A 23,912-nucleotide genomic window follows, 5' to 3' on the forward strand; every position below is an offset into this window, starting at 1 on the left:
TCTAGTTCAGGACGCGGTAGGTGAGGTGTTCGGCGCCCGGCGTCGACACCGTACCGAGCGGCTCCAGGCGCACCGGCGCGGGATTTCCCTTGGGGAACAACGGGGTTCCGTCACCGAGGACGATCGGCGCGAGGTGGATCCGCAGCACGTCCGCCAAGCCGGCGTAGAGGACCTGCGACGCGATCGACCCGCCGCCGCCCACGGTGACGTTCTTCCCGCCCGCAGCCGCGCGCGCCTGTTCGATCGCGCTTTCGAGGCCGTCGGTGACGAACCGGAACCGCGCGCCCAGCCGCACTTTTTCGGGCCGGGCGTGGGTGACGACGAACACCGGCGGCGCGGGGATCCGGTCCTCTCCCTCGCCGTAGCCGTCCTCGTCGGCCCAGCCGTTGGGGCCGTCCACGACGTCGAACATGGCGCGGCCCATGACCACCGCGCCGGTGTCGGTGAACGACCGGTGCAGGATCTCCGCATCGCGCGGCGTCGGGTCGGACACCCAGGCGTGCAGCGGTTCTCCGCCGATGCCGAGCCCGTGGTCGGGACCGGCGCCCGGGGCGGTGACGTAGCCGTCCAGCGACATCGAGATGTCCACGACCACCCGGCTCGCCTCCGGCCGGTCCGCGTCGCGCGCGAGTTCGTCGAGCCGGTCCATCGAATCGAGGATCCCGCGCTCCATCCCGCTCGCGACCATGGCGTCGCGCGCCTCGACGCTCGGGAAGACCGACCGGGTCCGCAACCGCGTCCGGCCGTCGAGGTCTTCGAAGGTCATGCTCTCCAGGCTGACGTTGCCCGGCGCGCCCTCGTACTCGAAGGTCTGCACGATCCGCTCGGCGTTCTCCACCGCGTGGAAGACGCCGTGGAAGAAGTACTCGCTGCCGTCGGTGTCGCGATGCACGTAGCGGTACGCCCCGCCGGCGTGCGCGTCGAACTCCAGGATGCGCATTTCGATGTCGCGCGGGCCGAGCCAGCGGGTGATCAGGTCAGGGTCGGTGTAAGCGCGGAAGAGTTGCGTGGGGGTCGCGTCGAAATCGCGGACGACCTCGATGAACGGGCTGCCGGGCTGGGCGGTGATGGTGGTCGCGGTCATTTGTCTTGCTCCTTGGTCTCTTCGAGGAGGCTGTCGAGGCGGCGGAACTCGCGTTCGCGGGTGAGCCGGTAGGCGTCGATCCAGCTGGTCAGTTCTTCGAGAGCGGCGGCGTTGAGGTGGCACGGGCGGCGCTGGCCGTCGCGGCTGCGCGTGATGAGCCCGGCCGCCTCCAGCACCTGGACGTGCCGCGACACGGCTTGCTTCGTCACCGGGAACGGCTCGGCCAGCTCGTTCACGGTCGCTTCGCCGCGGGAGAGCCGGGCGATCAGCGCGCGCCGGATCGGGTCGCCGAGCGCGGTGAACGCCCGGTCCAGCCGGTCCTCGACGTTGTCAACGGACATTTTTATCAACCGATCTCTTTATCAAGCAGTACGTTGACAATAAGCTCGTCGCGCCCCGAGGGCAAGGGGCAAGCGGGATTCAGCTCTTGCGCACCGAGGTCGTCTCGACGTCGACCGCCGCGCCGCTCGCCGCGACCGGCTTGAGCCGCGGAACCGGCTGGCCGGCCTCGTCGACGAGCACGGAGTGGTCTTCGCCGGGGGAGAAGGCGTGCCGCTCGCCCCACTGCCGGAGCGCGACGACGACCGTGAACAGATCTCGCCCGGCCGGCGTGAGCGAGTAGACCTGCCGCTTGCCGGACTCCGCGGTCTGCCGGTCGAGCACGCCGCGCTCGACCAGGCGGCGCAGGCGGTCGGTGAGGATGTTGCGGGCGATGCCGGTGCGCTGCTGGAAGTCGGTGAACGCCCGTGCGCCGTCCATCGCGTCGCGGACGATCAGCAGGCTCCACCGGTCGCCGACGAGGTCCAGGGTGCGGGCCACCGGACACGACGGGTCGGTCCAGGCCGGGTTCTCGCCCACGAGCGCGCCTCCTTGATGAGTTGCTCTTTGAAACCATTCTGCCGTACGGTGCGATCAGTTGCAATTCGCTACTGATTGGGGGAGTCATGGGCCTCACCACGGGCCGCCGGACGGTGTTCGCCGCGGTGTGCGCGGTCGCCGTCGCGAGCATTTACGCCGCTCAGCCGGTTCTGGCCGAGATCGGCGGAGACCTGGGCGTGCCGGACGCGGGAGTGGGCTGGATCGTCGCCGCCGGACAGCTCGGCTACCTGGCCGGGCTCGCCGTGCTGGTCCCGCTCGGCGATCTCGTCGACCGCCGCAAGCTCATCGCCGGACACCTGCTGCTGACCGCGGCCGGCACCGCATTGGCCGCAGCCGCCACTCAAACCTGGTTGCTGCTGACCGGATTGGTGCTCGCGGGCCTGTTCGCGGTGGTCGTGCAGACGACAGTCGCCTACGCCGCCGCACTGTCCACTTCGGACGAACGCGGCCGCACGCTCGGCGTCGTGACGTCCGGTGTCGTCGTCGGAATCCTCGGTGCTCGCGTCGCCGCCGGTGCCTTGGCCGAGCTATGGGGTTGGCGCAGCGTCTACGTTGCGCTCGCGGTGCTGCTGGTGGCGCTCGCCGGTCTCGTGCTGAAGACGATGCCGCCCGACCCGCGCCGCGACGGCACGACGTACCGGCAGGTGCTGACGTCGCTCGGCGGCCAGTTCCGCGAGCCGCTGTTCCTCTCGAGGGGCCTGATCGCGTTCTTCCTGTTCGCCTCGTTCGGCTCGCTGTGGAGCGGCCTGTCGCTGCCGCTCGCCGCGGATCCGTGGAACCTGAGCACCGCGCAGATCGGCCTGTTCGGGCTGGTGGGTCTGGCAGGCGCACTGGGCGCCGCCCGCGCTGGACGTTGGGCGGACAGGGGACACACGAGCCTCGTTACCGGCGGAGCGCTGGTCCTGCTGGCGGTGTCGTGGCTGGCGGTCGGGCAACCGTCGTTGTGGCTGCTCGGCCTGGGCGTGCTGGTGCTTGATTTCGCCGTGCAGGCGGTGCATGTCAGCAATCAGCACCTGCTCACCGCGGCCCATCCGGACCGCACGAGCAGCGTCATCGGCGGCTACATGATCTTCTACTCGCTCGGCTCCGCCTTGGGCGCGGCCGCGACGACCACCGCGTTCGCGGCGGCGGGCTGGACCGGCTCCAGCACCCTGGGCGCGGCGTTCGCCGGATGCGCGTTCGCGGTGTGGTTCACAGCGGAATGTCGTGCTCGGCGACGTAGTGCCGGATCAGTGCTGCCATCGAGCGGCGAAAGGAATCCTGCCTGCTGTCGCTGAGGGTGCCGGCCAGCTGGCCGATCTCGGCCCGGATCGCCTCGCGCACCAGCCGCACGACCGCCCGGCCGTCCTCGGTGTCGGTGACGTGCACGGCGCGCCGGTTGCCGGGCACCGCGTTCCGCCGCACCAGCCCGCGCCGCTCGGCGCGGTCGACGAGCCCGGTGACGCTGGACTTCTCCAGTTCCAGGATCCCGGCCAGCTGCCGCATGCCGATCTCGCGGTCGTCGAGCACGGCGAGCATCCGCAGCTGGGTGACCGACAGGCCGTGTTCTCCGGCGAGACGGCCCAGGATCGCCTGCACGACGAACGACAGCTGCATGAGCCCGTCGACCAGGTCCGGGGCCGGGGCGTTTTCAGGGGAGGAATCGGTCACAGCGGCCAGGTTAGCTTGACCGAGTTCGCGACACCAACTATTTTAGTTAGTAACACGAACAATACCTGAGACGAACCTGGAGAGGTGCATGGCGGACCGGAAACGCGTCGCCGTCGTCGTCGGCAGCACCCGCCCCGCCCGCATCTGCGGCGGGATCGCCGCCTGGGCGCGCGACGCGCTGGGAGAAGGCAGCGACCTCGCCTACGACCTGGTCGATCTCGCCGACCTCGCGCTGCCGTTCCTCGACGAACCCGTCAAAGCCGCGCTGCAGCAGTACGAACACGAGCACACCCGGGCGTGGAGCGGGCTCGTACAGGGCTACGACGGCTTCGTCTTCGTGTTCCCGCAGTACAACTGGGGCTACCCGGGGGTGCTCAAGAACGCGCTGGACTACCTGTACCGGGAATGGCGCGACCGCCCGGCAAGCCTGCTCACCTATGGCACTCGCGGGGGCGACAAGGCCGCCGAACAGTTCATCGGCGTCCTGCACGGGCTGCACATGCGCGTGCTCGACACGCACGTCGAAGCCGTCATCACCGACCAGGACGTGGACGAAAACTGGCAGCTGCGCGACCTCGACCGCACGTTGCACCCGAACCGCGCACTGCTGCGCAGGATCGACCGCGAGATGACCGAAGCGCTCGGCTGACCGAAGAAACGGAGAACCAGACATGCCAGCAACCGCACGCCGGATCGGCTTCATCGGGCTCGGGAGGATGGGCGCCGCCATGGCCGGCCGCCTGCTCGACGCGGGCTACGACGTCACAGTGTGGAGCCGCACCGCGGGCAAGGCGGACGACCTGGCCGCACGAGGCGCGACCGTGGTCGACACCCCCGAGGCCGCGATCGCCACCGGAACCGTCTTTTCCATGCTCAGCAACGAAGACGCGGTTCGCCAGGTGTTCACCGACGAGCGGATCCGCTCCGCGCCGGAAGGCTTCCTCCACGTCAACCACGCGACCATCAGCCCGCCCGCCGCCCGCGAATTCGCCGCGCTCGGCGAGCGCTACCTCAGCGCCCCGGTGATCGGCCGCCCGGAAGCCGTGACGGCCGGGAACCTCGCCGTGCTGGTCTCCGGCGACGCCGCCGTCCGCGCCGAGGCGGAGCCGATGCTCGCCGCGATCGGCCGGCGGGTCTGGGACTTCGGCGACGCCGCGGACGCCGCCCCGACGGCGAAAATCTCGGTCAACTACCTGATCATCCACGCGCTGCAGGCACTGTCCGAGTCGATCACCCTGCTGCAGCACGCCGGCCTGGACGCCGGGCGGTTCGTCGAGACGATCACCGATTCGGTGTTCCCCGGCCCGGTGTACCGCGGCTACGGCGACTCCATCGCCGCGGGCTCCTACACCCCGCCGGGATTCACCACGACGCTCGGATTGAAGGACCTGGACCTCGCGCTGCGCACAGCGGGCGATCTCGGCGTCGACCTGCCCACCGGGCCGGTCCTGCACGACGTGTTCGCCACCGCGGTCGAGCAGATCGGCGCGGACCTCGACTGGGCCAGCATCGCCGAAGTCACCCGCCGGCGGTCCGAAGGAACGACCGCCTGATCCCGCTGTTCCGGGCAGGATCGAACCCGCGAGCCCGCCCGGAACAGCGGGACGACCCCGCGCGGACAGTCCGGACCTGTGCTCAGCGGCGCGCCGCTCGCATAGGCCGGCGACCGCTGCGACCGCGACGCGCCGGTCGACGACCCGGTGCGCGCCTGGGAAGAGCCGTCGCGGACCGTGCTTCGGCGACGTCGACGCGTCCTTTATGCGTCGCAGACCCCCGACATCCTCGCGCCGCCGGTCAAGCTGCCCGCTGCCCGCGCCCGCTGCCCGCGCCCGTTGCGAGCCGCGCTGTGTCGCGGGGGAGACGTGCCGAAGACGCGAAACGGCCCCCGCGGGGGGAGGTCGCGGGGGCCGTTCCTGTTCGGTGGTGGGAGCCAGCTACTGGCCGAGGCTCAAGCGGACCGGCTGGTCCGGCGTCCCTTGAGCTCGGCGAGACGTTCGTTCAGCAGGTCCTCGAGCTCGGGGATGGAGCGGCGCTCCAGCAGCATGTCCCAGTGGGTCCTGGGGGGCTTGACCTTTTTTTGCTCGGGCTGCCCGCCGTCGACGATCTCGGATTCGCTGCCGTGCAGGCGGCACTCCCACACCGTCGGGATCTCGGCGTCGTCGGAGAACGGCACCTCGAACTCGTGGTTCTTGGGGCAGGAGTAGCGCACGGTACGGCGCGGAGCGAGGTCGTGATTGCGGTCGGTCTCGTAGCTGACCGCTCCCAGCCGGCTTCCACGGAGAACACGGTCGGCCATAGTGGGATTCCTTTCAGTCAGCTCCGGGTGGAGCCAGGGTGATGCTCACCCTATGCAACGAACGAGGCATCCGAGGGATTCCCGGCGCCCCATGTCGCTGCTCACGATGAGCTGCGTCACCCGTGGTCTTCAGCTTCCTCCAGAGGGAGTCCTTTCGCCCTCTGACGTGACGCGGATACCGCCTTCTTAGTGCGGATATCCCCCAGTCGGGCTAGTTAGGTTAGCTCTAGGACAACCGTAACTGACCGTGCTGGGCGGCAGCGGGTCCCAGATCCCCCGAGCGGAAGTGGCGACGGCACAGTACCTGATAACGGACCGTGACCATTTCGGCATCAGACCGTGGTGAAGCTGAAGATTCAACTACGGAGTGTTCGGTATCTGCTACCACAACGGTGTCTCCGTCACGGAGAATCACGTCGTCGCGGACCCGCGCGTTGAACCGGCCGGGCAGCCCGCACCAGCAGAGCACCTCGACCTGGACCGGCTGCAGCTCGTCGGCGAGTTCGAACAGGCGGGAGGCCCCGGGGAACAGCCTGCTGCGGAAGTCGGTCGCGATGCCGAAGCAGTACACGTCGATGCCCGCCTCGTCGGCGAGTTCCGCGAGCTGGTCGACCTGGACGGGGGAGAGGAACTGCGCCTCGTCCACGATCACGTAGTCCACGTGCTGCCCGCGCGCCCACTGCTCGCGCACCAGGTCCCGGATGTCGGTGCCGGTCGCGACCTCGGTCGCGCGCCGCGCGAGGCCGATCCGGCTGGTGATCTGCGGCGCGCCGGACCGGTCGTGGCGGACCAGCACGAGCCCGCGCCGGCCCTGGCGCGCGTGGTTGTGGTCGATCTGCAGCGCGAGCGTCGACTTCCCGCAGTCCATCGGGCCGTAGCAGAACTTCAGCCGTCCCCGAGCGGGACCGTTGCGCCGGGCCCCGGCGGGCGGGGCCGCGGAAAGCGCGTCGGTGGGGTCCTCGAGCACAACGTCGTCTGCAGCGGTCACGACGCCCGACCCTATCTGGGCCTCACAGCACCTCCGGCGGACGGTTGCCGGCGGCCGCGATCGCGCGCCGCACCGGGACCAGCGCGACGAACACGAACCCGAGCACGAAGAACACCACGAGCGCGATGATGGCCAGCCGGAACGACCCGGTCGCCTGCCCGACGCCGGCGAACACGAGCGGCCCCAGCCACGACGTGCCCTTCTCTCCCACGACGTAAAGCGAGTAGTACTGCGCGTCCTTCCCGGCCGGGATCATCTGGCTGAACAGGGACCTGGCCAGCGCGTTCGTCCCGCCCAGCACCAGGCCGATGCCGATCGCCACGGCGAAGAACTGCAGCGGCTGCTTCGGCTGCACGAAGTACGCGCCGCCGAGCACCACGACCCAGAGCACGAGGCTGACCAGGATCGTCCGCTTCGCGCCTAGGCGTCGCGCGAGCAGGCCGTGCAGGACGCCGCCGGCGTAGGCGAGGAACTGGATCACCAGGACAGTGATGATCAACACTTCGTCGGAGAACCGAAGCTCGTCCTTCCCGTACTGCGCCGAGACCGTGACGACGGTGTTGATGCCGTCCGCGAAGAGCAGGTAGCTGCCGAGAAAGGCGAGCGTGAGCGGATACGCCTTCGCCTCGCCGAGCGTCTGGCGCAGCTCTCGGAAACCCGATCGCAGCACCGAGACGCCGCGTTCGGTCGCGGTCGGCACGTGGACGCGGGGAAGCCGCCGCAGCGTCGGGATGGTGAAGACGGCCCACCAGATGCCCGAGGTCAGGAAGCAGATCCGCACCGCGAGGCCGGTGTCGATGCCGAGGGACTCGCGACTGAGGTAGAAGGCGAGTTGCAGCGCGAGAGCGAGGCCGCCGCCGAGGTAGCCGAACGCCCAGCCTTTGGCCGAGACGTCGTCGCGCTCGTCCGGCGTCGCGATGTCCACCAGGAACGAGTAGTAGACGACCAGCGAACCGCCGTAGCCGATGTTCGCGACGATGAACAGCGCCGCGCCCAGCTGCCAGTCCGAACCGGCCATGAAGAACATCAGCGCCGACGCCACCGCGCCCAGCACGGCGAACCCGCCGAGGATCTTGCGCTTGTTGCGGCTGCGGTCGGCCACCGCGCCCGCGATCGGCAGCACCAGAACCTGCACCACTGTCGCCACCGACAGCAGATAGCCCCAGAGCGAACCGGCGGGGAAGTGGAGGCCGAACAGCGACACGTCGCAGTGGTTGAGCTTGTCGTCCGCTCCCGCCGCGTTGAGGCAAGCCCTGTCCCCGTTAAGGGTGATGTTCTGCTTCGCGTCCGCGGCCGCGACAGTGCTCATGTACAGCGCGCCGAACACCGTCGTGACCGACGAATAGAACGGCGAGTTGGCCCAGTCGTAGAAGTACCAGCCCCACCGCTCCCGCTTGCTGTCCCGGGTCTCGGCCAGCGTCATCCACGGCTCCTCGTTCGGTCATGAATCTCCAGGTCGCGCCGGACATTACTGCCGGGAGAGCAACCGGTACCGCCGAAGGGGGCAAACCGTGTCCGGTTCGTCGCTTCCGGTTTCCGCCACGCCGCGCGCAGGAACATCCGACACGCCGGGCCGGGCGTGTCGCTGCCGGGATATCCGGGCGTGTCATGTGAGACTGCTGTGCGTGGTGTGACTCTTGTGGTCCATGAGTCACGTGCTTAGTGTGCGTGGCATGACCAACCGCGTTCGCACTGCCAGACGGGCCGCCGCTCGAGCCTTGCTGCTCGTGGTCGCCGTCCTCGGCATGGAACTCGTCGTCACCGGCGCCGCCTCCGCAGACCCCCAGTCGGACACCTGGGCCAAGCTCCGCATGTGCGAGTCGAGCGGCCGCTACACGATCAACACCGGCAACGGCTACTACGGCGCCTACCAGTTCGATCTCTCCACCTGGCGCAGCGTCGGCGGCCAGGGCCGCCCCGACCAGGCAAGCCCGCGCGAGCAGGACTACCGCGCGCTGTACCTCTACCGGATGCGCGGCTGGCAGCCCTGGGAATGCGGCGGCATGCTCGGCCTCTCCAACGACGGCGACGCCCGCAGCAAGCGTGTCCCGGCCTGGGAAGAGGCCGCCTACATCGGCGGCGGCGGACTGCCCACGCCGCCCGCGCCCAAGCCGCAGCCCGCCCCGCCGCCGGGACCGCCCGGCGCGACGCCCGCGTGGCCCGGCCTCGTCTACGCCTACGGAGACTGCGCGCCCGCGCTGCGCACGTTCCAGCTGCGGATGAACGCCTTCGGCTACGGCTTCAGCGGCACCGGCTGCTACTACGACAAGACCCGCACCGCGGTCCTGGACCTGCAGCGCGCCAACGGCATCAACGACTCGGGCCGGCTGGGTCCGAAGACGTGGAAGGCCGCGTGGGAAGGCAAGGCTCCGCGCTGACCCGCGCCGCCTCGGCGTAGCGCGCGGAGAGCTGCCGGAAAGCTTCGGCGAGTTCGGCCGGGCCGACGACTTCGAGATCAGCGTCGACCCGGCCGAACGAAGCGGCCAGCCCGCGCCACGACCAAGCCCCGAGACTCACCCGGCACCGGTCCGGCCCGAGCGCCTCGATCACGCCGTCGGCCAGGTAACTCGCCGCCTCGGTCGCCGGGAGATGCAGGATCACCTCGCCGCGGCAGGGCCATTCGCCGGACAGATCCGTCCCGCGGAACTTCGCGGCCACGAACGCCGCGACATCGGCCAGCCCGCGCTCCGCGAACCGCGGCCCGGTGGGCGTCCGCGGCGTGATCCGGTCCGCGCGGAAGATGCGCCAGTCCTCGCGATCGAGATCCCACGCGACCAGATACCACCGCTGGCCCCACGTCACGAGATGATGCGGCTCCACGCGCCGAGGCGGCGTATCCGTTGGGGCGTAATCGAACCGCAGCACCTCCCGGGCACGCACCGCCGCGCTCAACGCCACGAGAGTCTGCGGATCCGCGCTCGGCACCGGACGCTCGACGGCGGTGAAGCTCAAGGCGTCCACCCGATGCCGCAACCGAGCAGGCATCACCTGCCGCACAGTCTGCAACGCCCGCCTGGCCGCCTCCTCGATCCCGGCCCCGGTCGCCGCCTGCAACGCGATCGCCAGCGCGACAGCCTGATCGTCGTCGAACAACAACGGCGGAAGCTGCGCCCCGGCATCCAGCCGATAACCGCCGTCCGGCCCCTTCGTCGTGACGATCGGATAGCCCAGCTCCCGCAACCGGTCGACGTCGCGGCGCACCGTGCGCGGACTGACCTCCAGCCGCTCGGCCAGCAGCGCACCCGGCCAATCCCGCCGAGCCTGAAGCAACGAAAGCAGCGACAACAGCCGCGCGGAGGTCTTCGGCACGCCCTCGATCCTGCCCTGAGCAGCGGTCAGGTTCTGTCCGCTACTTCCACGCACCCCGCTCCCGCAGCACCTCGCGCAGCAGATCAGGCCGGTCCGTCACGATCCCGTGCACACCGAGGTCCAGCAGCGTCCGCATCTCGTCCGCGTCGTCGATCGTCCACGTGTGCACCTCGAACCCGCGCCGCACCGCCGACTTCACGAACGAACGGTCGACCACCGTCAACGGCCCCTGCCGCACCGGAACCTGCGCCAGCCAGCCCGCCGAGAACCGGCTGATCGGCAGCAGCGGAGCCCAGCCGTTCGCCCACAACAGGAACGCCGACCGCGGCCCCATCGCGGTCAGCAGCTTCGGCCCCGCCAGCCGCCGCAACCGAGCGAGCCGGGAGTCCGAAAAGGACGCCGCCGCGACCCGGTCCACCGCCCCGGTCCGCTGCAACGCCCGCACGAACGGGACCACCGCGCTGTCGGCCTTCACGTCGATGTTGAAAAACGCGTCCGGCAGCTCCTCGAGCAGATCCTCCAGCCGCGACAACGGCGCCCGGCCGTCGATCTTGACGTCCTTGAGCTGCGCCCAGGTCTGCGTCGCGATCGCCCCGCGCCCGTCGGTCGTCCGATCGAGCGTCGAGTCGTGATGGACGACGACCACCCCGTCCGACGTGGCGTGCACGTCGGTCTCGAGGTAGCGGTACCCCTCGGCGACCGCGCGCTGGAACGCCGGCAGCGAATTCTCCAGCCCCTCCAGATCGCCGAGATGCCAGCCGCGGTGGGCGAAGGCGCGGGGGAGCGAGTCGGCGAGGTACGGAAACGGTGGACGCATGGTTCCAGTCTGCGCCATCGGTGTGGCCCCGTCGTGAGAACGTGATGGACAGCTAGAGTCCGGCGGGTGAGGGAACTGGCCGAACACGCTCTGACCGGCGACGAACGCGTCGTGCCGCGCCGCACGAACGCCCCGAAACACTGCGGCTGGTGCGGACGCCGCCTGCCCGAAGCCGGCAACGTCGGACGCCGCCGGCGCTACTGCGGGCAATCCTGCCGCCAACGCGCGTACGAACGCCGGACCGCCCTGCAACGCAGCGGCCTGCCCGAAGACGCGGTCGTGCTGTCGGACACCGAGATCGCGGCGTTGCAGGACCGGCTCTTCCAGCTGCGCTGTGCTGCGGAGGACATCGTGACCGCCGCCCAGGATGGTGCTTCCGCGGGGGAGTTGCGGCAGTTGGCCGAGGAGATCGCGGCTGCGGCGAAGGATCTCGAACAGCTTCGCTGAGGGTACTTTCTTGCCTTGAAAATCTCCGTCTCGCGAGGGCGAGGCCAGCCCCCGCGGCCCCGGCGCGCTGGAAGGCTGGTCGCCTGGATCTCCCCGGAGCACGACGGCTGCCCGAATTCGAGTTGACCTTCCAGCGGGTGGAAGGTGCAGATTGAGGGCATGGACGAGGCAACCGGCCGCTACCCGATCGGGGAACTTGCTCGCCGCACCGGGCTGTCCGCGCGGACGATCCGGTTCTGGTCCGACAGCGGAGTACTACCGCCCGCGGAACGGTCCGCAGGCGGCTACCGGCTCTACAGTGCCGACGCGGTCGGCCGCCTGCACCTGGTCAGGACACTGCGCGAGCTTGGCTTCGGCCTCGACAAGGTACGAGAGGTGCTCGACAGCCAGTCCACGCTGGCCGAAGTCGCCGCGAGCCACGTCGAGGCCCTCGAAGCTCAGATCCAGCTCTTGCGGCTGAACCGCGCGGTCCTGCTCAACGCCCTCAGCCGAGACGACAAGACCGAAGGACTGGCCGTGATGCACGAACTCGCCCGATTGCCGGCCCGCGAACGGCAACAGCTCATCGACGGCTTCGTCGACAAGATCTTCGCCGGCGTCGACGACCCGGACGCTCTGGTCATCGCCGAGTTCATGCGAGAGATGCCGCCGCGGTTGCCCGACGACCCGACGTCCGTCCAGGTAGACGCCTGGATAGAGCTGGCCGAACTCGTCTCCGACGACGACTTCCAGCACACCATGCGGCAGATGGTGCTCCACGGCGACTCCGACCACCGCATCGATTTCGGCCTCAACATCCGGCCGCTGGTCCTCGAACACGCCGGCCCCGCCGCGGCGCAGGGAATCGGACCGGAATCTGACGCCGGACACGCGATCCTCGACCGGATCGTGCCCGCCGATTTCGGCGACAGCGAGTCGCGGGCGCTGCTCGAATGGCTTGATCTGGTCGCCGAACCCCGGGTCGAACGCTACTGGGAGCTGCTGGGCTTGATCGACAATCGCCCGCCGGGTCCGCACAGCGTGCCTGCTTTCACGTGGCTCGCTGCCGCCCTGCGGGCACATCGATGACACGGGACAGCGCCCGCGGCTGAAGAGAACCTCGGTCGAAACTCCTGCCCGCGACGATCACCGCTACCTGGTTCGGCAGCGGGTTGTGGCTGCTGCGCGGCGGTTTTCGTATCGGCGAACTGCTACGCCCGGCACAGGGGAGAGGCTGACGTCAGTCTCCGCCCGTGCGGCGGTTGCTCGACGCGCCCGAGCGCCAGCATCCGCGCGACCCACTGCCAACGAGGCCCCGCATCCAGGTCCGGATCGCTTGTGGCGCACAGTGTGCACTCGCCGCGCGCTGCTCACGACTGCGGAAGTTCCGCCGCCCTCGCCAGGTTCTCCAGCGACGCCGCCAAGTTGCCCGCCGTCATCGAGCGGGCGCGGGTGTTGCGCATCGTGTCGTTGGGATCCAGCTCGGTCCAGTCGTAGGTGTGCGTCACCTCCGTGCGCGTCGCACTGAGCGGGTTCAGCTCCCAGCGCCACAAATGGCCCGGCGGCTGCTTGCCCGGTTCCGACGGACGCCACGCCACCCGGCGCGACTCCTCGAACTCCACGATGCGGTTCTCTCGGAGCCAGCCGTTCGTGAGGGTCGTCGTGAACACGTCGCCCACCGCGTGGACGCGCTGGCCCGGCTTCGCCTCGGCCACGTTGTCGTTGCCGTCCCAGCTGGGCTGCCGCGACGGGTCGGCGATCAGCTCGAAAATCCGCTCCGCCGGGGCCTCGATCTCACGGCTGGCGCGCACGACGCGCGAAGGTTCGTCAGTCACCCGCTCATGCAATCACATCGGCCTCCCGCGCAGCGCCCTCTTCGGAAGAGTCCTCCCGGGCCAACCCGTTGAGCGCCCGATAAGTGCGGTTGCTCGCCGCGGCGGCTCGTTGTTCCCGGCCGGTCGCCTCGATGTAGTTCTGACTCGTCGCGAGGCTCGCGTGGCCCAGCAAGGACATGATCTCCGACGCGGTCGCACCGTCCTCGGCCAAGCGCGTGGCGAAAGTGTGCCGCAGGGCATGGAGATTCGCGCCCGTCGGCACGCGGTCGTGCAAGCCCGCCCACCGGTAACACGACTTCACCAGGTACTCCAGCGCACCCCGGCCGATCGGGTTGCCCGCCCGGTCCCGCAGCAGCGGCTCGCTTGCCGGGAAACGCTGCCGGGGAAAGCGCCGACGGCACGAAGCCTGGTAGTCCTCGATCAGTTTCGCCATCGCCGGCTGCACCGGGATCGACCGGTCCCGGCTGCCCTTGCCGTGGACGTGCAGCCGCAGTTCACCGTCTCGCCCGACCACCGACCGCGGCGTCAGCGCGCGCATTTCCGCTGCCCGCAGGCCCGCGACCAGCCCGAGCGCCAGCACCAGCACATCCCGCTCCGGCCAAGGATCCCGCGCGCGCCGGGCACCGTCGGCCGCGGCGGTCAGCAGCTGCTCGGGAGTTTCCTCGCCCCGCAAGGGTTTCGGCGTGAGCGGGGGAGTCTTGGGCCGCGCGACAGCTCCCATCGGATTGCCCGGGAGCAGGCCGTCGGACACGCAGAAGGTGAGGAACTGGTTCCACGTCGACCACGCGCGCAGCACCGAGCTTTTCGCGTGAGTGTCGGCAAACGTGCCGAAGGCGGCCCGCAGCACCGGCGCTGTCAGCTCTTCGACGTCCGCCTCGTCACGACCCAGCTCCGCCAGCAGGAGAGCGGTGATCCCGGCGAGGTCGCGCCGATAGGCGGCAGTGGTGTGCGGCGAGTCCTTGCGCGGCCGCCGTGCCGCGAAGAACGCTTGCTGTGCCTCGGAAACGAGCATAGTGATCTTGTACCGCACAGCACCGACAATTTCTTCGACGCTGCTCGTCGCTAGCCACTGTCTGATATATGATGCATAATAGCGATTATGCATGAAACATGGCCGCGGAAGGGGCACGGCGAGGCTTGAGAAGTGGTCGGATCCCCTTGGGGGACAGCGCCTTTCGAGCAACCCTCTCGCGCCTGAATGCTCCCTGCGCGACGTGAAAAGTCGCTGTCATGCGTGCGTCAGCACTGTGAATCGGCCTGGCGACGGACTGGATCCGCGACGCGTTCATCTGGTCGAGTGGATCTTCAAGCCGCCGACTCGGCCTCAGCGCATTGGAGAAAGTTGTTGTGCTCCAACCTCAACGTCCAGCCAGTCGTGCTTAATTCGTCACGGTGACGAATTAAGCACGACCACGCGGGTCTATCCCGTCGGGGATTCCAGTCTCTTCGCCGAGGCGACACCTGAGAACTCCCGAGAGCTCGGCTCAGCCGTCTACCTACGAGAAGAGACGCGTCAGTCGATGCTCAGCGAACCAGGAGCGCTCCAGGGACGCGCACAGAGATAACTCGCGCGACTGCCGTCAGGAACCCTGGAGAAACCCCTCCTCAGCACGCTGATCAGCAGGTCAGCAAAACGCCGATAATGTACATTATGTCAAGTAAGCGTCTTGGCGCGCTGCCCCGTCCGCCAAGACCGGTCACCACACCAGCGGACCGTCGATGTCGGAATACGTTCCGGTGGGCCCGTCCGTCCCCACCTGGGCCATCCGGACGATGATCTCCGCACCGACCTCAACCGGCTGTCCGCCGCGGCGGTCGTTGATGTCGGTGCTCGTGTAGCCAGGTTCGACGGCGTTGATCCGGATCTCCGGGAACGCCTTCGCGTACTGCACAGTCACCATGTTCACCGCGGCCTTCGACGCCGGGTACGCCACGCCGCGGTACGCGTGCTGATGCGTCGTCTCGTCCGTCATCCTGCCGAGCGACCCCAGCGCGCTGCTGACGTTCACCACCACCGGCGCGGACGAACGTCGCAGGAGCGGCAGAAACGCGTGAAGCACCCGCACGACGCCGAAAACGTTGGTCTCGAACGTTTCCCGCATCAGATCGGCAGTCACCTCCGGTGCGCCGACCGGCTCCCCGTCGCTCCGCAGTTCGACGGCGATGCCCGCGTTGTTGACGAGGACGTCCAGTCCTCCGTCAGCCTCGACGGTTTTGGCCGCGGCGAGGACCGACGCCTCGTCGGTGACGTCGAGCTGAACGGTCCGTGCGCCGAGTTCCTCCGCGGCCTGTTGACCTCGGGCGGCGTCGCGCGCGCCGAGGTAGACGGTGTGTCCGGCGGCCACCAGGCGGCGGGCGGTTTCGTAGCCGAGTCCTTTGGTGGCACCAGTAATGAGCGTTGTGGTCATGGCCGCGAAGGTAGGTGCTGGAGCGCGGACCAGGTCAAGAATCGGTGGCAGAATGGGTGCATGCCGCTGCCTCGGCCGACGACGCACGACTGGTCCCGTGATCATGATCCTGAGCACCTGCGGCTGATCCGCGAGAACCCGGATCGGTACGCGCCGACCGGAATGTGTCACTTGATTCTGGAGGTGCTCGCTTACGCCGCGGACGAGGCCAAGGATCTGGGCGCGGGCCGGGCGGTCGTCGAATTTCACCCGGACGGTTCGGTTTCGGTCTCGGACGACGGTCGCGGGACGCAGATGGCGGTCGGCGACGACGGGCGGCCGGTGCGGAAGCCGGTGATGGCGACGAAAGACTTCCGGTACTTCGATTCTCCGCCTGCCACTCCCCTCCCGGACGGGCATCCGCGGTACGGGATGTCGGTGGTCGCGGCGTTGAGCGAGTGGCTGGTGCACACGAATCGCCGTGCGGAGGGCGCGTGGACGCAGCGGTATCGCCACGGCGTCCCGGCGGACGATCTCGTTGCGGTGCCGGCGGATGGCACTACCGGGACGACCGTTCGATTCCTTCCCGCTGCCGGCCTCAAAGACGGCGTCTCCGCCGAGTCGCTGCGGCCGTTGGCGGAGCGGTTGAGCGGGGTGCTGGCGGTCGAGGTCTAGTTCACTCCCCTGGGCGGTCCTTGGCTGATGCGGCGCAGGGTGGGTTCGAGGCGGTCGAGGTCGCTGGTGGTGATCAGCTGCCGTTCGTCCCACCAGGTCGCGCCGGCTTCGGCGAGCGGGGCGATCAGGTCGCGGGCCCGGGCCGGGTCGCCTGGGGTGCGGCCGCCGACGACGAATTCGAACTTCTCCCCCGCGCCGTGTTTTCGGGCGTAGGAAACGACATCGCGGACGTCTTCCGCTGCCGGGACGACGCCGTGCGTGGCGTTTTTGAACAGCGGTGCGATGCCGTCCCATCGGGCGGCGCGGCGGACCGGCCGGCGGTTGGGCCAGACGGCGGCGAGCCAGACCGGCGGGCGCGGCTGCTGGACCGTGGCGGGCAGGAGGGTGACGTCGCGGACTTGGTAGTGCTTGCCGTCGTGGTTGACGGGGCTGCCGGACCAGTATCGGTCGAGCAGGCCGAGGCTTTCGTCGAGATGTTCGGCCAGGACGACCGGGTCGGTGGGTTCGCCGAAGCTGCCGAATTCGTCCTCGATCGGTCCGCCGAGGCCGGCGCCGAAGATGACGCGGCCGCCGCTGAGGGCGTCAAGGGTGGCGACCTGGCGGGCGAGGTGCTCGGGACGGCGGCGGGGCACGGCGGTGACCAGGGCGCCGATCTTGAGCGTGGAGGTCGCGAGCGCGGCCGCGGTCAGCAGCATCCAGGGGTCGCCGAAGGGCTGGCCGCGGCGGGTGTCCTTGTCGTGGACGACGTGGTCCCAGAGGAACAGCGCGTCCCAGCCTTCTTGTTCGGCGGCTGCTGCCACTCTCGCCACGGTCCGGGTGTCGGCGAAATCGCCGAAGTTCGGGATGTTGATCGAGAAGCGCATACGAGGCATGGTCCCGGCGACCGGGCTGGTGCGGCAAGCGATTATGCGCTGGTGCCCGCTTCCTCCGAGGTGCGGGCCGCGTCGTGTTTGGCCCGTGCCACTGTGCTGATCGCGACGAGCGCGACGATCCCCACGACGCCCGCGAAGGTGATCGCCGACGGGCTGAGCCGCGCGTCGGGCAGCTGCAGGAAGAACGCGAACAGCGGCGAGAGCGTGAGCAGGACCGACGCGGTGATCGGCTCGGTGTGTTTGATGCCGACCTGCAGCAGGTACAGCGGCACCGCGACGCCGACGACCGCGATCACCAGCGACGGGAGGAATGCCGTCCCTACGCCGGGATGGTCGTTGAGCGCGACCAGCGTCCAGGTCACGGCCAGCATCAGGAAGAACCGCACCGCCAGCACCGATTGCGGTTTCAGGTTCGCCTCGCTGAGCCGTTTGGAGTAGATCACGTTCGTCACCGAGCCCAGTCCGGTGAGGAGGGTGAGCGCGATGCCGATCGCGGTGTCCGCGGCAGACTGTTCGCCCATCGCGCTGTGCCCGGTGAACGATCCCCAGACCAGCATCGCGATCATCACGCCGATGAACAGCGAGACGACGACCTCGGTGCGCAGCACTTTCGTCCCCGGCCGCAGCACGGGGCTGACCAGCACGGTCAGCAGCGGGCCGAGCGCGAGCCCCACCACGTTCACGATCGCCGGTTCGAGGAATTTCAGCGCGTACAGCATCGACAGCCACGTCACGGCGGTCGTCACGTTGATCATGATGACGTCGTAGCGGTGGTCCCGCAGCGGTCGCAGCGCTGCCGCCGGGCCGCGCCTGATCATGTCGCCGCCGAGGAAGAACACGGCGGCGAGCGTGAACGAAATGGCCGCGACGGTCGCGGGGTCGTGTGCTTGAAGCTGGTTGCCGGCGAAGACGTCGAGCGCGGCGGTGAGGAATGCGAAGCCGGTCAGGGGCACGAGGCCTTGAGCTAGCCGAGTTCGGGGTGTTTCGGGCACGGCAGGGTCCCCCAGGGTTGCGAAGCAGTCGTCGGATGCGGTCAAGGGAAGTGTCCAGGGCCTGACAAGCCGATAAGAGAAGCGACCGTTGACGCAAGTTGTGAATCGGTGGTTCACTTCTTGCCGTGGCCTACCGCAGAACGCCCAAGGTCCAGGAGCGTCTCGATGCGCTCCGGGACAGCATCCTCGACGCCACTGTGCGGCAGCTGGCCGAGCACGGCTATTCAGGCTGCTCGGTAGCCGCCGTCGCCGAGCGGGCGGGCGTTGCCGTGGGCACGGTGTACCGGCACTTCCCCACCAAGGCCGACCTGGTCGTGCGTGTCTTCCGGCAGGTCGTCTCGCGCGAGGTCGAGGCGGTGCGCTCGGCGGCGGCCGGACCGGCCGATCCCGTGGCCCGCGTCGTGGCTGTGTTCGAGACGTTCGCGGTGCGGGCGTTGAAAGCCCCGCGGCTGGCGTATGCGCTGCTGGCGGAGCCGGTGGACGCGGTGATCGACGCGGAGCGGCTCGAGTTCCGGCGGGTCTTCCGGGATGTCGTGGCCGAGCATGTCGCCGAAGGCGTGCGGACCGGGGTGTTGCCCGCGCAGGACGCGGCGGTGAGCGCGGCGGCGTTGGTCGGCGCCGCGGCGGAAGTCTTGATCGGCCCGCTGACCAGCGGCGGGTCGGCGGAGGTCAGCGAGTTGAGCACGTTCGTCGTGCGGTCACTGGGAGGTTCGGATGCCCGCAACGCATGAGGTCGTCAATCAGGTTCCGCCGCTGGAGCACGACGTCGCCGCCGATCCGGCGCTGGCGGAGGCGGTCGGGCGCACGGAGGCGTCGTGGGTCGTCGACGAGTTGCACGAACTGGGGCGGCTGGCGGGCAGCGAGCAGGTGCAGGAGTGGAGCCGGCTGGTCAACGAGAACGAGCCGGTGCTGCGCACGCACGACCGCTTCGGGCACCGGATCGACGAGGTCGAGTTCCATCCGCATTGGCACGACCTGATGAACGTCGCGGTGTCGCACGGGCTGCAGGCCGCGCCGTGGCGGGACGAGCGGCCGGGGGCGCACGCGGCGCGGGCGGCGAAATTCTATGTCTGGAGCCAGTCCGAGGCCGGGCACACCTGCCCGATTTCCATGACGTACGCGGCGGTTCCGGCGTTGCGCGCCAATCCTGAGCTGACCGAGAAGTACGAGCCGCTGCTGGCGTCGACCGAGTACGACTTCGGGTTGCGCGAGCCGAGCACGAAGCGCGGCCTGATCGCGGGCATGTCGATGACCGAGAAGCAGGGCGGGTCGGACGTCCGCGCGAACACCACCGCGGCGCGGCCGGCGGGAGACGGCAGTTACCGGCTGGTCGGGCACAAGTGGTTCACGAGCGCGCCGATGTCGGACATGTTCCTGACGCTCGCGCAGGCCCCCGGCGGGCTGTCGTGCTTCCTGCTCCCCCGCGTTCTCCCGGACGGCAGCCGGAACCCGATCCGGTTGCAGCGTTTGAAGGACAAGCTCGGCAACCGGTCGAACGCGTCGTCGGAGATCGAGTACGACGACGCGGTGTGCTGGCTCGTCGGCGAAGAGGGCCGCGGGGTCCGGACGATCATCGAAATGGTCAACAACACCCGGCTCGACTGCGCGCTCGGCAGTTCGTCGGGCATGCGGCTGGGCGCGGTGCGCGCCGTGCATCACGCGACACACCGGCACGCGTTCGGCAAGGCGCTCGTGGATCAGCCGCTGATGGCGAATGTGCTGGCCGACCTGGTGATCGAGGCGGAAGCGGCGGTGGCGGCGTCGATGCGGCTCGCGGCCGCGGGCGACCGGCGCGACGACGAGCAGGAGCAGGCGTTCCGCCGTCTCGGGCTCGCGGTGACCAAGTACTGGGTGTGCAAACGTGCGCCGATGCACGCGGCCGAGGCGCTGGAATGCTTTGGCGGCAACGGGTATGTCGAGGAATCGGGCATGCCGCGGCTGTACCGCGAGGCTCCGCTGATGTCCATCTGGGAGGGCTCGGGCAACGTCGCCGCGCTCGACGCGTTGCGCGCGATGGGACGGCAGCCGGAGTCGGTGGCGGCGTTCTTCGCCGAGGTCGAACAGGCCGCGGGCGGGGACGCGCGCCTCGACGACGCGGTCGACCGGCTCAAGAAGGATCTGTCCGATGTGGACGATCTGGAATTCAGGGCACGCCGGGTAGTCGAGTCGATGGCGTTGGTGCTGCAGGGTTCGCTGCTCGTGCGGCACGCGCCGCGCGCGGTGGCGGACGCGTTCTGCGGCACGCGGTTCGGCGGCGACTGGGGCCTGGCTTTCGGCACTTTGCCCGCTGGAACCGACACTTCCGCGATCATCGCCCGCGCCCGCGTCTAGTCCGCGTGTTTCGCCGGACAGGGCGCGGCGGCGCGGGCTACTGTCCCTGCCCGTGACCGAACCTGTTTACGTAACCGAGACGCGGACCGCGTACGACACTGTCGCCGAGTCGTACGCCGAAATGCTGAAGGATTTCCTCGAGTCGAGCACGTGGGACCGGACGATGCTCGGCGCGTTCGCGGAGCTGACCGGCGAGGGACCGGTGGGCGATCTTGGCTGCGGACCCGGCCGTCTCACCGGGTACGTCGCTTCGCTGGGGCTGGACGTTTTCGGCGTCGACCTCTCCCCCGCGATGGTCGAGGTCGCCCGCCGGACGCATCCGCACCTGCGCTTCGAAATCGGCTCGCTGGCCGCGCTCGACCTCGCCGACGGCTCGCTCGCCGGGGCGCTCGCGTGGTATTCGCTGATCCACACGCCGCCGGAGGAACTTCCGGTGGTGGCCAAGGAACTCGCGCGGGTGCTGCGGCCCGGCGGCTGGCTGTTGACCGCGTTCCAGGTGGGCGACAACCATCGCCGCCGCATCGAGAACGCCTACGGGCACGACATCGCGGCCGACGCGTACCGGCTCGACCCGGACTTCGTCGCGCAGCTGCTCGCCGACGCCGGGTTCGTGGTGGACGCGCGCCTGGTGCGGGAGCCGGGACCGAGCTTCGAAGCGACTCAGCAGGCGTACTTGATGGCCCGCAAGGAGGGCTGAGGAAAGTCCACTGGGGACGGAAGGGGGCAGGGACTTCTCCCTGTCCCCTTCAACATATAGCGCACCCCGGGGCTTGCGGCAAGGCCCGGGTGGTGCTCCACAATCGTCCGCCGGAGCCCCTGCCTGCGGAAAGACCGCGGGCGGAAACCGGCTCCGGTACAGGGGACGAGAAGTTCATGACGGACGTGATCGTGGTGGGGGCCGGGCCGGCGGGCGTGATGCTGGCCGCGGAGCTGCGGCTGCACGGGGTGCGCGTGGTCGTGCTGGAGAAGGAGGCGGAGCCGCCGAAGTACGTGCGCGCGCTGGGGATGCACTCGCGCAGCATGGAGGTGCTGGATCAGCGAGGGATGCTGGAGCCGTTCCTCGCCGAGGGCTCGACGCATCCGGTCGGGGGTTTCTTCGCCGGGATCCCGCGGCCCGCGCCGGAACGGCTGGACACTTCGCATCCGTACGTGCTGGGGCTTCCGCAGCCCATCACCGACCGGCTGCTGGCCGAGCACGCGGTGAAGGCGGGCGCGGAGATCCGGCGCGGATGCGAGGTTGTCGGGCTGAGCCAGGACGACGACGGGGTGACGGTCTCATTGGCCGACGGCGGCGAACTGCGGGCGCGCTACCTCGTCGGCTGCGACGGCGGGCGGAGCACGGTGCGCAAGGCGCTCGGCGTCGCGTTCCCGGGCGAGCCCGCGCGGCGCGAGATTCTGCTGGGCGAGATGGAGTCGACCGCGGATCCCGCCGAAGTCGCCGCGCTGGTGATGGAAATCCGCAAGACCCAGTTGTGGTTCGGGGTCGGGCCGCTGCGCGACGGCATGTTCCGTGTGGTCGTGCCCGCGGCCGGCGTGGTCGAGGACCGGGAGGCGCGGACGCCGACGCTGGACGAGGTCAAACACCAGCTGCGGGAGTACGCCGGGACGGACTTCGGCGTCCACTCCCCTCGCTGGCTCTCGCGGTTCGGGGACGCGACCCGGCAGGCCGAGCACTACCGCGTCGGCCGGGTGCTGCTGGCCGGCGACGCGGCGCACGTCCACCCGCCGCTGGGCGGGCAGGGGCTCAACCTCGGGATCCAGGACGCGTTCAACCTCGGCTGGAAACTCGCCGCCGAGGTCAACGGCTGGGCTCCGGAGGGACTGCTGGACACCTACGAGGCCGAACGGCATCCGGTCGCGGACGCCGTGCTGGACAACGTCCGCGCGCAGGCGGTGGTGATGTCGCCCGATCCGGACGGGCGGGCGATGCGGCGGCTGATGACCGAGCTGATGGGCTTCGAAGAGGTCAACCGGCTGCTGCTGGAGAAGGTGCTGGCGCTCGACATCCGCTACGACTTCGGCGACGGGCACCGGCTGCTCGGGCGCCGGATGCCGGACCTGGCGCTCAAGCGAGGACGGCTGTACGAGCTGATGCACCAGGGCCGCGGGCTGCTGCTGGACCAGAACGGGCAGCTGTCGGCGGAAGGCTGGGCGGACCGGGTCGACCGCGTCGTGGACGTGAGCGAAGACCTCGACGTCCCGGCCGCGCTGCTGCGGCCGGACGGGCACGTGGTCTGGACCGGTGAAGATCAGCGGGATTTGGAGATGCGGTTGTTGCATTGGTTCGGCCCGCGGCGATGAGGACATAGCGGGTTTCCCGGCTTCCCTGGGGGTGCCGGGAAACCCGCTCGGGCGGCGGTCAGAGGTGCGGACCGCCCCAGCAGTCCTGCTTGCCCAGTCGCACGGACGTGTTGGTGTAGACCCCGTCCGCGATGGTGTCCTCCATGATCGACCGGTGGTCCGTGGGCCGCGGCCACTGATAGCACCAGTGCTGGGCCAGATAGCCGCCCGCGGCCTGGATCGGGTCGAAATCGCAGATGCCGTCGGTCTGGATGCAGTAGCGGATGGACCGGACGCCGGCGAAGTCCGGGCGGCCCGCGCCGAACGACACGTAGCCGCCGAACGGCGACGGCAGCCCGGTGCCCGGCGGGAGCGTCGAGCTGATCCCGGTCCCGGCCGGGCCCGGCGGCTGCATCGGGTCGGCGAACAGCTTCGCGCTGAACTTCGCCTTGTCCACGCCGAGCCGGCCGTCGGCGATGTCGTTAAGCACCATGTTCGCCACGATCGCGCCTTGGGAGTAGCCGACGACGGTGAACTCGGCGTTCGGGTTCTCGCGGTAGGCGTCCTGGACGACCTGGCGGCCCCGGTCGTGTCCGATCGCGACGCTCTGGTCCATCGGGGTCGGGTCGCAGTTCGGCGCGCCCGCCGCTCCGGCGGGATAGTCCACGACCCGCGCGATGCCGCCCCGCAGCCACTCCGGCTTGTAGACCGTCGCCTTTCCGTCGCAGGTGCCGCCGATCAGGATGTAGTAGTGCGCGCCGTCGGCGGACGCCGGCGCCGCGCTGGCGAATCCCGCGCCGAGCGTCGCGACGACAGCGCCGATCAGCGCGATCCTCCTGGCTTTCTTCACAATCGGGTCCCCTCCGCGTCGAATGTTCAGCGCGTTACTGAACGCATTCGGAAAGCTACGGAGAACCCATGAAATCCTGCTGAAAGCAAGATCGCCCCGCGCGCTGCCCGGATCGCCGAAGCCGCTGGTCAGGCGGCACAGGAGCCGGGGACGAGTCCACCGGATCGAGTGACCCGCGGGCCGGGCTCAGCCCCGGCGTGCGCGACGGGCAGGGGGAACCTAGTGCAGGGGCGGTCCGGCG

General features: G+C 69.5%; 26 protein-coding genes. 11 read left to right on the top strand and 15 right to left on the bottom strand.

The window, feature by feature from the left end:
• Position 1 precedes the first annotated feature (1 nt).
• The 3 genes from ABD156_RS19395 to ABD156_RS19405 all read right to left on the bottom strand — a co-directional run bounded on the left by ABD156_RS19395 (position 2) and on the right by ABD156_RS19405 (position 1,942).
• A complete protein-coding gene (locus ABD156_RS19395) occupies positions 2-1,084 on the bottom strand; it encodes an SRPBCC domain-containing protein (protein WP_344275088.1) in 1,083 nt (360 codons plus the stop codon).
• A complete protein-coding gene (locus ABD156_RS19400) occupies positions 1,081-1,425 on the bottom strand; it encodes an ArsR/SmtB family transcription factor (protein ID WP_344275091.1) in 345 nt (114 codons plus the stop codon). Before ABD156_RS19400 ends, ABD156_RS19395 begins: the two co-directional genes overlap by 4 nt.
• 79 nt (positions 1,426-1,504) lie before the next feature.
• The gene (locus tag ABD156_RS19405) at positions 1,505-1,942 is read right to left on the bottom strand and encodes a winged helix-turn-helix transcriptional regulator (RefSeq protein ID WP_344275094.1); all 438 of its coding nucleotides are present in this window, start codon (positions 1,940-1,942) and stop codon (positions 1,505-1,507) included.
• Positions 1,943-2,028: 86 nt separating this feature from the next.
• On the opposite strand from ABD156_RS19405, the gene ABD156_RS19410 reads away from it, so the two are divergent.
• A complete protein-coding gene (locus ABD156_RS19410; protein ID WP_344275097.1) occupies positions 2,029-3,240 on the top strand; it encodes an MFS transporter in 1,212 nt (403 codons plus the stop codon).
• On the opposite strand, the gene ABD156_RS19415 is transcribed toward ABD156_RS19410, so the two are convergent.
• Entirely contained in the window at positions 3,155-3,613 is a 459-nt protein-coding gene (locus tag ABD156_RS19415) for a MarR family winged helix-turn-helix transcriptional regulator (RefSeq protein ID WP_344275099.1), read from the bottom strand. The genes ABD156_RS19410 and ABD156_RS19415 overlap by 86 nt on opposite strands.
• Positions 3,614-3,701: 88 nt before the next feature.
• Between ABD156_RS19415 and ABD156_RS19420 the strand changes: the two genes are divergently transcribed.
• A complete protein-coding gene (locus ABD156_RS19420; RefSeq protein WP_344275101.1) occupies positions 3,702-4,262 on the top strand; it encodes an NADPH-dependent FMN reductase in 561 nt (186 codons plus the stop codon).
• Between the two features lie 22 nt (positions 4,263-4,284).
• Complete coding sequence (locus ABD156_RS19425) at positions 4,285-5,166, top strand: NAD(P)-dependent oxidoreductase (protein WP_344275104.1); 882 nt, start codon at positions 4,285-4,287, stop codon at positions 5,164-5,166.
• 395 nt (positions 5,167-5,561) lie between these two features.
• On the opposite strand, the gene ABD156_RS19430 is transcribed toward ABD156_RS19425, so the two are convergent.
• The 3 genes from ABD156_RS19430 to ABD156_RS19440 form a co-directional block, all read right to left on the bottom strand.
• A complete protein-coding gene (locus tag ABD156_RS19430) occupies positions 5,562-5,909 on the bottom strand; it encodes an RNA polymerase-binding protein RbpA (RefSeq protein ID WP_009078445.1) in 348 nt (115 codons plus the stop codon).
• 226 nt (positions 5,910-6,135) lie between these two features.
• Positions 6,136-6,897 carry a thymidine kinase gene (locus tag ABD156_RS19435; RefSeq protein ID WP_344275115.1) on the bottom strand — a complete coding sequence of 254 codons (762 nt, stop codon included), beginning with the start codon at positions 6,895-6,897 and terminating at the stop codon, positions 6,136-6,138.
• Between the two features lie 22 nt (positions 6,898-6,919).
• The gene (locus ABD156_RS19440) at positions 6,920-8,320 is read right to left on the bottom strand and encodes an MFS transporter (protein ID WP_344275118.1); all 1,401 of its coding nucleotides are present in this window, start codon (positions 8,318-8,320) and stop codon (positions 6,920-6,922) included.
• Between the two features lie 250 nt (positions 8,321-8,570).
• On the opposite strand from ABD156_RS19440, the gene ABD156_RS19445 reads away from it, so the two are divergent.
• A complete protein-coding gene (locus ABD156_RS19445; RefSeq protein WP_344275121.1) occupies positions 8,571-9,275 on the top strand; it encodes a transglycosylase family protein in 705 nt (234 codons plus the stop codon).
• Here the strand turns inward: ABD156_RS19445 and ABD156_RS19450 are convergent.
• Entirely contained in the window at positions 9,208-10,206 is a 999-nt protein-coding gene (locus ABD156_RS19450) for a helix-turn-helix transcriptional regulator (protein ID WP_344275124.1), read from the bottom strand. The two genes, ABD156_RS19445 and ABD156_RS19450, sit on opposite strands and share 68 nt — an antisense overlap.
• A 40-nt stretch (positions 10,207-10,246) precedes the next feature.
• Complete coding sequence (locus ABD156_RS19455; RefSeq protein ID WP_344275127.1) at positions 10,247-11,023, bottom strand: glycerophosphodiester phosphodiesterase family protein; 777 nt, start codon at positions 11,021-11,023, stop codon at positions 10,247-10,249.
• A gap of 66 nt (positions 11,024-11,089) precedes the next feature.
• Here ABD156_RS19455 and ABD156_RS19460 point away from each other — a divergent pair, with 66 nt between their 5' ends.
• Complete coding sequence (locus tag ABD156_RS19460; RefSeq protein ID WP_101440048.1) at positions 11,090-11,470, top strand: hypothetical protein; 381 nt, start codon at positions 11,090-11,092, stop codon at positions 11,468-11,470.
• 159 nt (positions 11,471-11,629) lie between these two features.
• Positions 11,630-12,538: a helix-turn-helix domain-containing protein gene (locus ABD156_RS19465; RefSeq protein WP_344275130.1), complete on the top strand. Its 909-nt coding sequence runs from the start codon at positions 11,630-11,632 to the stop codon at positions 12,536-12,538.
• 281 nt (positions 12,539-12,819) lie between these two features.
• Here ABD156_RS19465 and ABD156_RS19470 read toward each other — a convergent pair whose 3' ends face one another.
• The 3 genes from ABD156_RS19470 to ABD156_RS19480 all read right to left on the bottom strand — a co-directional run bounded on the left by ABD156_RS19470 (position 12,820) and on the right by ABD156_RS19480 (position 15,692).
• Positions 12,820-13,284, bottom strand: coding sequence for an SRPBCC family protein (locus ABD156_RS19470; protein WP_344275133.1), 465 nt, complete (start codon positions 13,282-13,284; stop codon positions 12,820-12,822).
• 4 nt (positions 13,285-13,288) lie between these two features.
• Positions 13,289-14,314 (bottom strand): tyrosine-type recombinase/integrase, encoded by a 1,026-nt coding sequence (locus ABD156_RS19475; RefSeq protein ID WP_344275136.1) that lies wholly within the window; start codon positions 14,312-14,314, stop codon positions 13,289-13,291.
• A gap of 667 nt (positions 14,315-14,981) precedes the next feature.
• Positions 14,982-15,692: an SDR family NAD(P)-dependent oxidoreductase gene (locus ABD156_RS19480; RefSeq protein WP_344275139.1), complete on the bottom strand. Its 711-nt coding sequence runs from the start codon at positions 15,690-15,692 to the stop codon at positions 14,982-14,984.
• Between the two features lie 60 nt (positions 15,693-15,752).
• Here ABD156_RS19480 and ABD156_RS19485 point away from each other — a divergent pair, with 60 nt between their 5' ends.
• Complete coding sequence (locus ABD156_RS19485) at positions 15,753-16,346, top strand: hypothetical protein (RefSeq protein ID WP_344275142.1); 594 nt, start codon at positions 15,753-15,755, stop codon at positions 16,344-16,346.
• Here the strand turns inward: ABD156_RS19485 and ABD156_RS19490 are convergent.
• Both ABD156_RS19490 and ABD156_RS19495 read right to left on the bottom strand, forming a co-directional pair.
• A complete protein-coding gene (locus tag ABD156_RS19490) occupies positions 16,343-17,209 on the bottom strand; it encodes an LLM class flavin-dependent oxidoreductase (RefSeq protein ID WP_344275145.1) in 867 nt (288 codons plus the stop codon). The two genes, ABD156_RS19485 and ABD156_RS19490, sit on opposite strands and share 4 nt — an antisense overlap.
• Before the next feature lie 41 nt (positions 17,210-17,250).
• On the bottom strand, positions 17,251-18,210 hold the full coding sequence (locus tag ABD156_RS19495; protein WP_344275148.1) for an EamA family transporter: 960 nt from the start codon (positions 18,208-18,210) through the stop codon (positions 17,251-17,253).
• Between the two features lie 125 nt (positions 18,211-18,335).
• Here ABD156_RS19495 and ABD156_RS19500 point away from each other — a divergent pair, with 125 nt between their 5' ends.
• From ABD156_RS19500 to rox, 4 genes are all read left to right on the top strand, one after another.
• Positions 18,336-18,941 (top strand): TetR/AcrR family transcriptional regulator, encoded by a 606-nt coding sequence (locus ABD156_RS19500; RefSeq protein ID WP_344275151.1) that lies wholly within the window; start codon positions 18,336-18,338, stop codon positions 18,939-18,941.
• Positions 18,925-20,541 carry an acyl-CoA dehydrogenase family protein gene (locus ABD156_RS19505; protein ID WP_344275154.1) on the top strand — a complete coding sequence of 539 codons (1,617 nt, stop codon included), beginning with the start codon at positions 18,925-18,927 and terminating at the stop codon, positions 20,539-20,541. Before ABD156_RS19500 ends, ABD156_RS19505 begins: the two co-directional genes overlap by 17 nt.
• 52 nt (positions 20,542-20,593) lie before the next feature.
• Positions 20,594-21,238, top strand: coding sequence for a class I SAM-dependent DNA methyltransferase (locus tag ABD156_RS19510; RefSeq protein WP_344275157.1), 645 nt, complete (start codon positions 20,594-20,596; stop codon positions 21,236-21,238).
• 176 nt (positions 21,239-21,414) lie between these two features.
• Entirely contained in the window at positions 21,415-22,842 is a 1,428-nt protein-coding gene (gene rox / locus ABD156_RS19515) for a rifampin monooxygenase (protein WP_344275160.1), read from the top strand.
• Positions 22,843-22,900: 58 nt separating this feature from the next.
• On the opposite strand, the gene ABD156_RS19520 is transcribed toward rox, so the two are convergent.
• On the bottom strand, positions 22,901-23,671 hold the full coding sequence (locus ABD156_RS19520; RefSeq protein ID WP_344275163.1) for a PE-PPE domain-containing protein: 771 nt from the start codon (positions 23,669-23,671) through the stop codon (positions 22,901-22,903).
• Positions 23,672-23,912: the final 241 nt, after the last annotated feature.

Source organism: Amycolatopsis albidoflavus, from assembly GCF_039525725.1.
Lineage (GTDB): Bacteria > Actinomycetota > Actinomycetes > Mycobacteriales > Pseudonocardiaceae > Amycolatopsis > Amycolatopsis albidoflava.

Coding starts and splice junctions, on each gene's coding strand:
- ABD156_RS19395 (WP_344275088.1), bottom strand. CDS start 1,084: ATGACCGCGACCACCATCACCGCCCAGCCCGGCAGCCCGTTCATCGAG.
- ABD156_RS19400 (WP_344275091.1), bottom strand. CDS start 1,425: ATGTCCGTTGACAACGTCGAGGACCGGCTGGACCGGGCGTTCACCGCG.
- ABD156_RS19410 (WP_344275097.1), top strand. CDS start 2,029: ATGGGCCTCACCACGGGCCGCCGGACGGTGTTCGCCGCGGTGTGCGCG.
- ABD156_RS19420 (WP_344275101.1), top strand. CDS start 3,702: ATGGCGGACCGGAAACGCGTCGCCGTCGTCGTCGGCAGCACCCGCCCC.
- ABD156_RS19425 (WP_344275104.1), top strand. CDS start 4,285: ATGCCAGCAACCGCACGCCGGATCGGCTTCATCGGGCTCGGGAGGATG.
- ABD156_RS19430 (WP_009078445.1), bottom strand. CDS start 5,909: ATGGCCGACCGTGTTCTCCGTGGAAGCCGGCTGGGAGCGGTCAGCTAC.
- ABD156_RS19440 (WP_344275118.1), bottom strand. CDS start 8,320: ATGACGCTGGCCGAGACCCGGGACAGCAAGCGGGAGCGGTGGGGCTGG.
- ABD156_RS19445 (WP_344275121.1), top strand. CDS start 8,571: ATGACCAACCGCGTTCGCACTGCCAGACGGGCCGCCGCTCGAGCCTTG.
- ABD156_RS19455 (WP_344275127.1), bottom strand. CDS start 11,023: ATGCGTCCACCGTTTCCGTACCTCGCCGACTCGCTCCCCCGCGCCTTC.
- ABD156_RS19465 (WP_344275130.1), top strand. CDS start 11,630: ATGGACGAGGCAACCGGCCGCTACCCGATCGGGGAACTTGCTCGCCGC.
- ABD156_RS19480 (WP_344275139.1), bottom strand. CDS start 15,692: ATGACCACAACGCTCATTACTGGTGCCACCAAAGGACTCGGCTACGAA.
- ABD156_RS19485 (WP_344275142.1), top strand. CDS start 15,753: ATGCCGCTGCCTCGGCCGACGACGCACGACTGGTCCCGTGATCATGAT.
- ABD156_RS19490 (WP_344275145.1), bottom strand. CDS start 17,209: ATGCGCTTCTCGATCAACATCCCGAACTTCGGCGATTTCGCCGACACC.
- ABD156_RS19505 (WP_344275154.1), top strand. CDS start 18,925: ATGCCCGCAACGCATGAGGTCGTCAATCAGGTTCCGCCGCTGGAGCAC.
- rox (WP_344275160.1), top strand. CDS start 21,415: ATGACGGACGTGATCGTGGTGGGGGCCGGGCCGGCGGGCGTGATGCTG.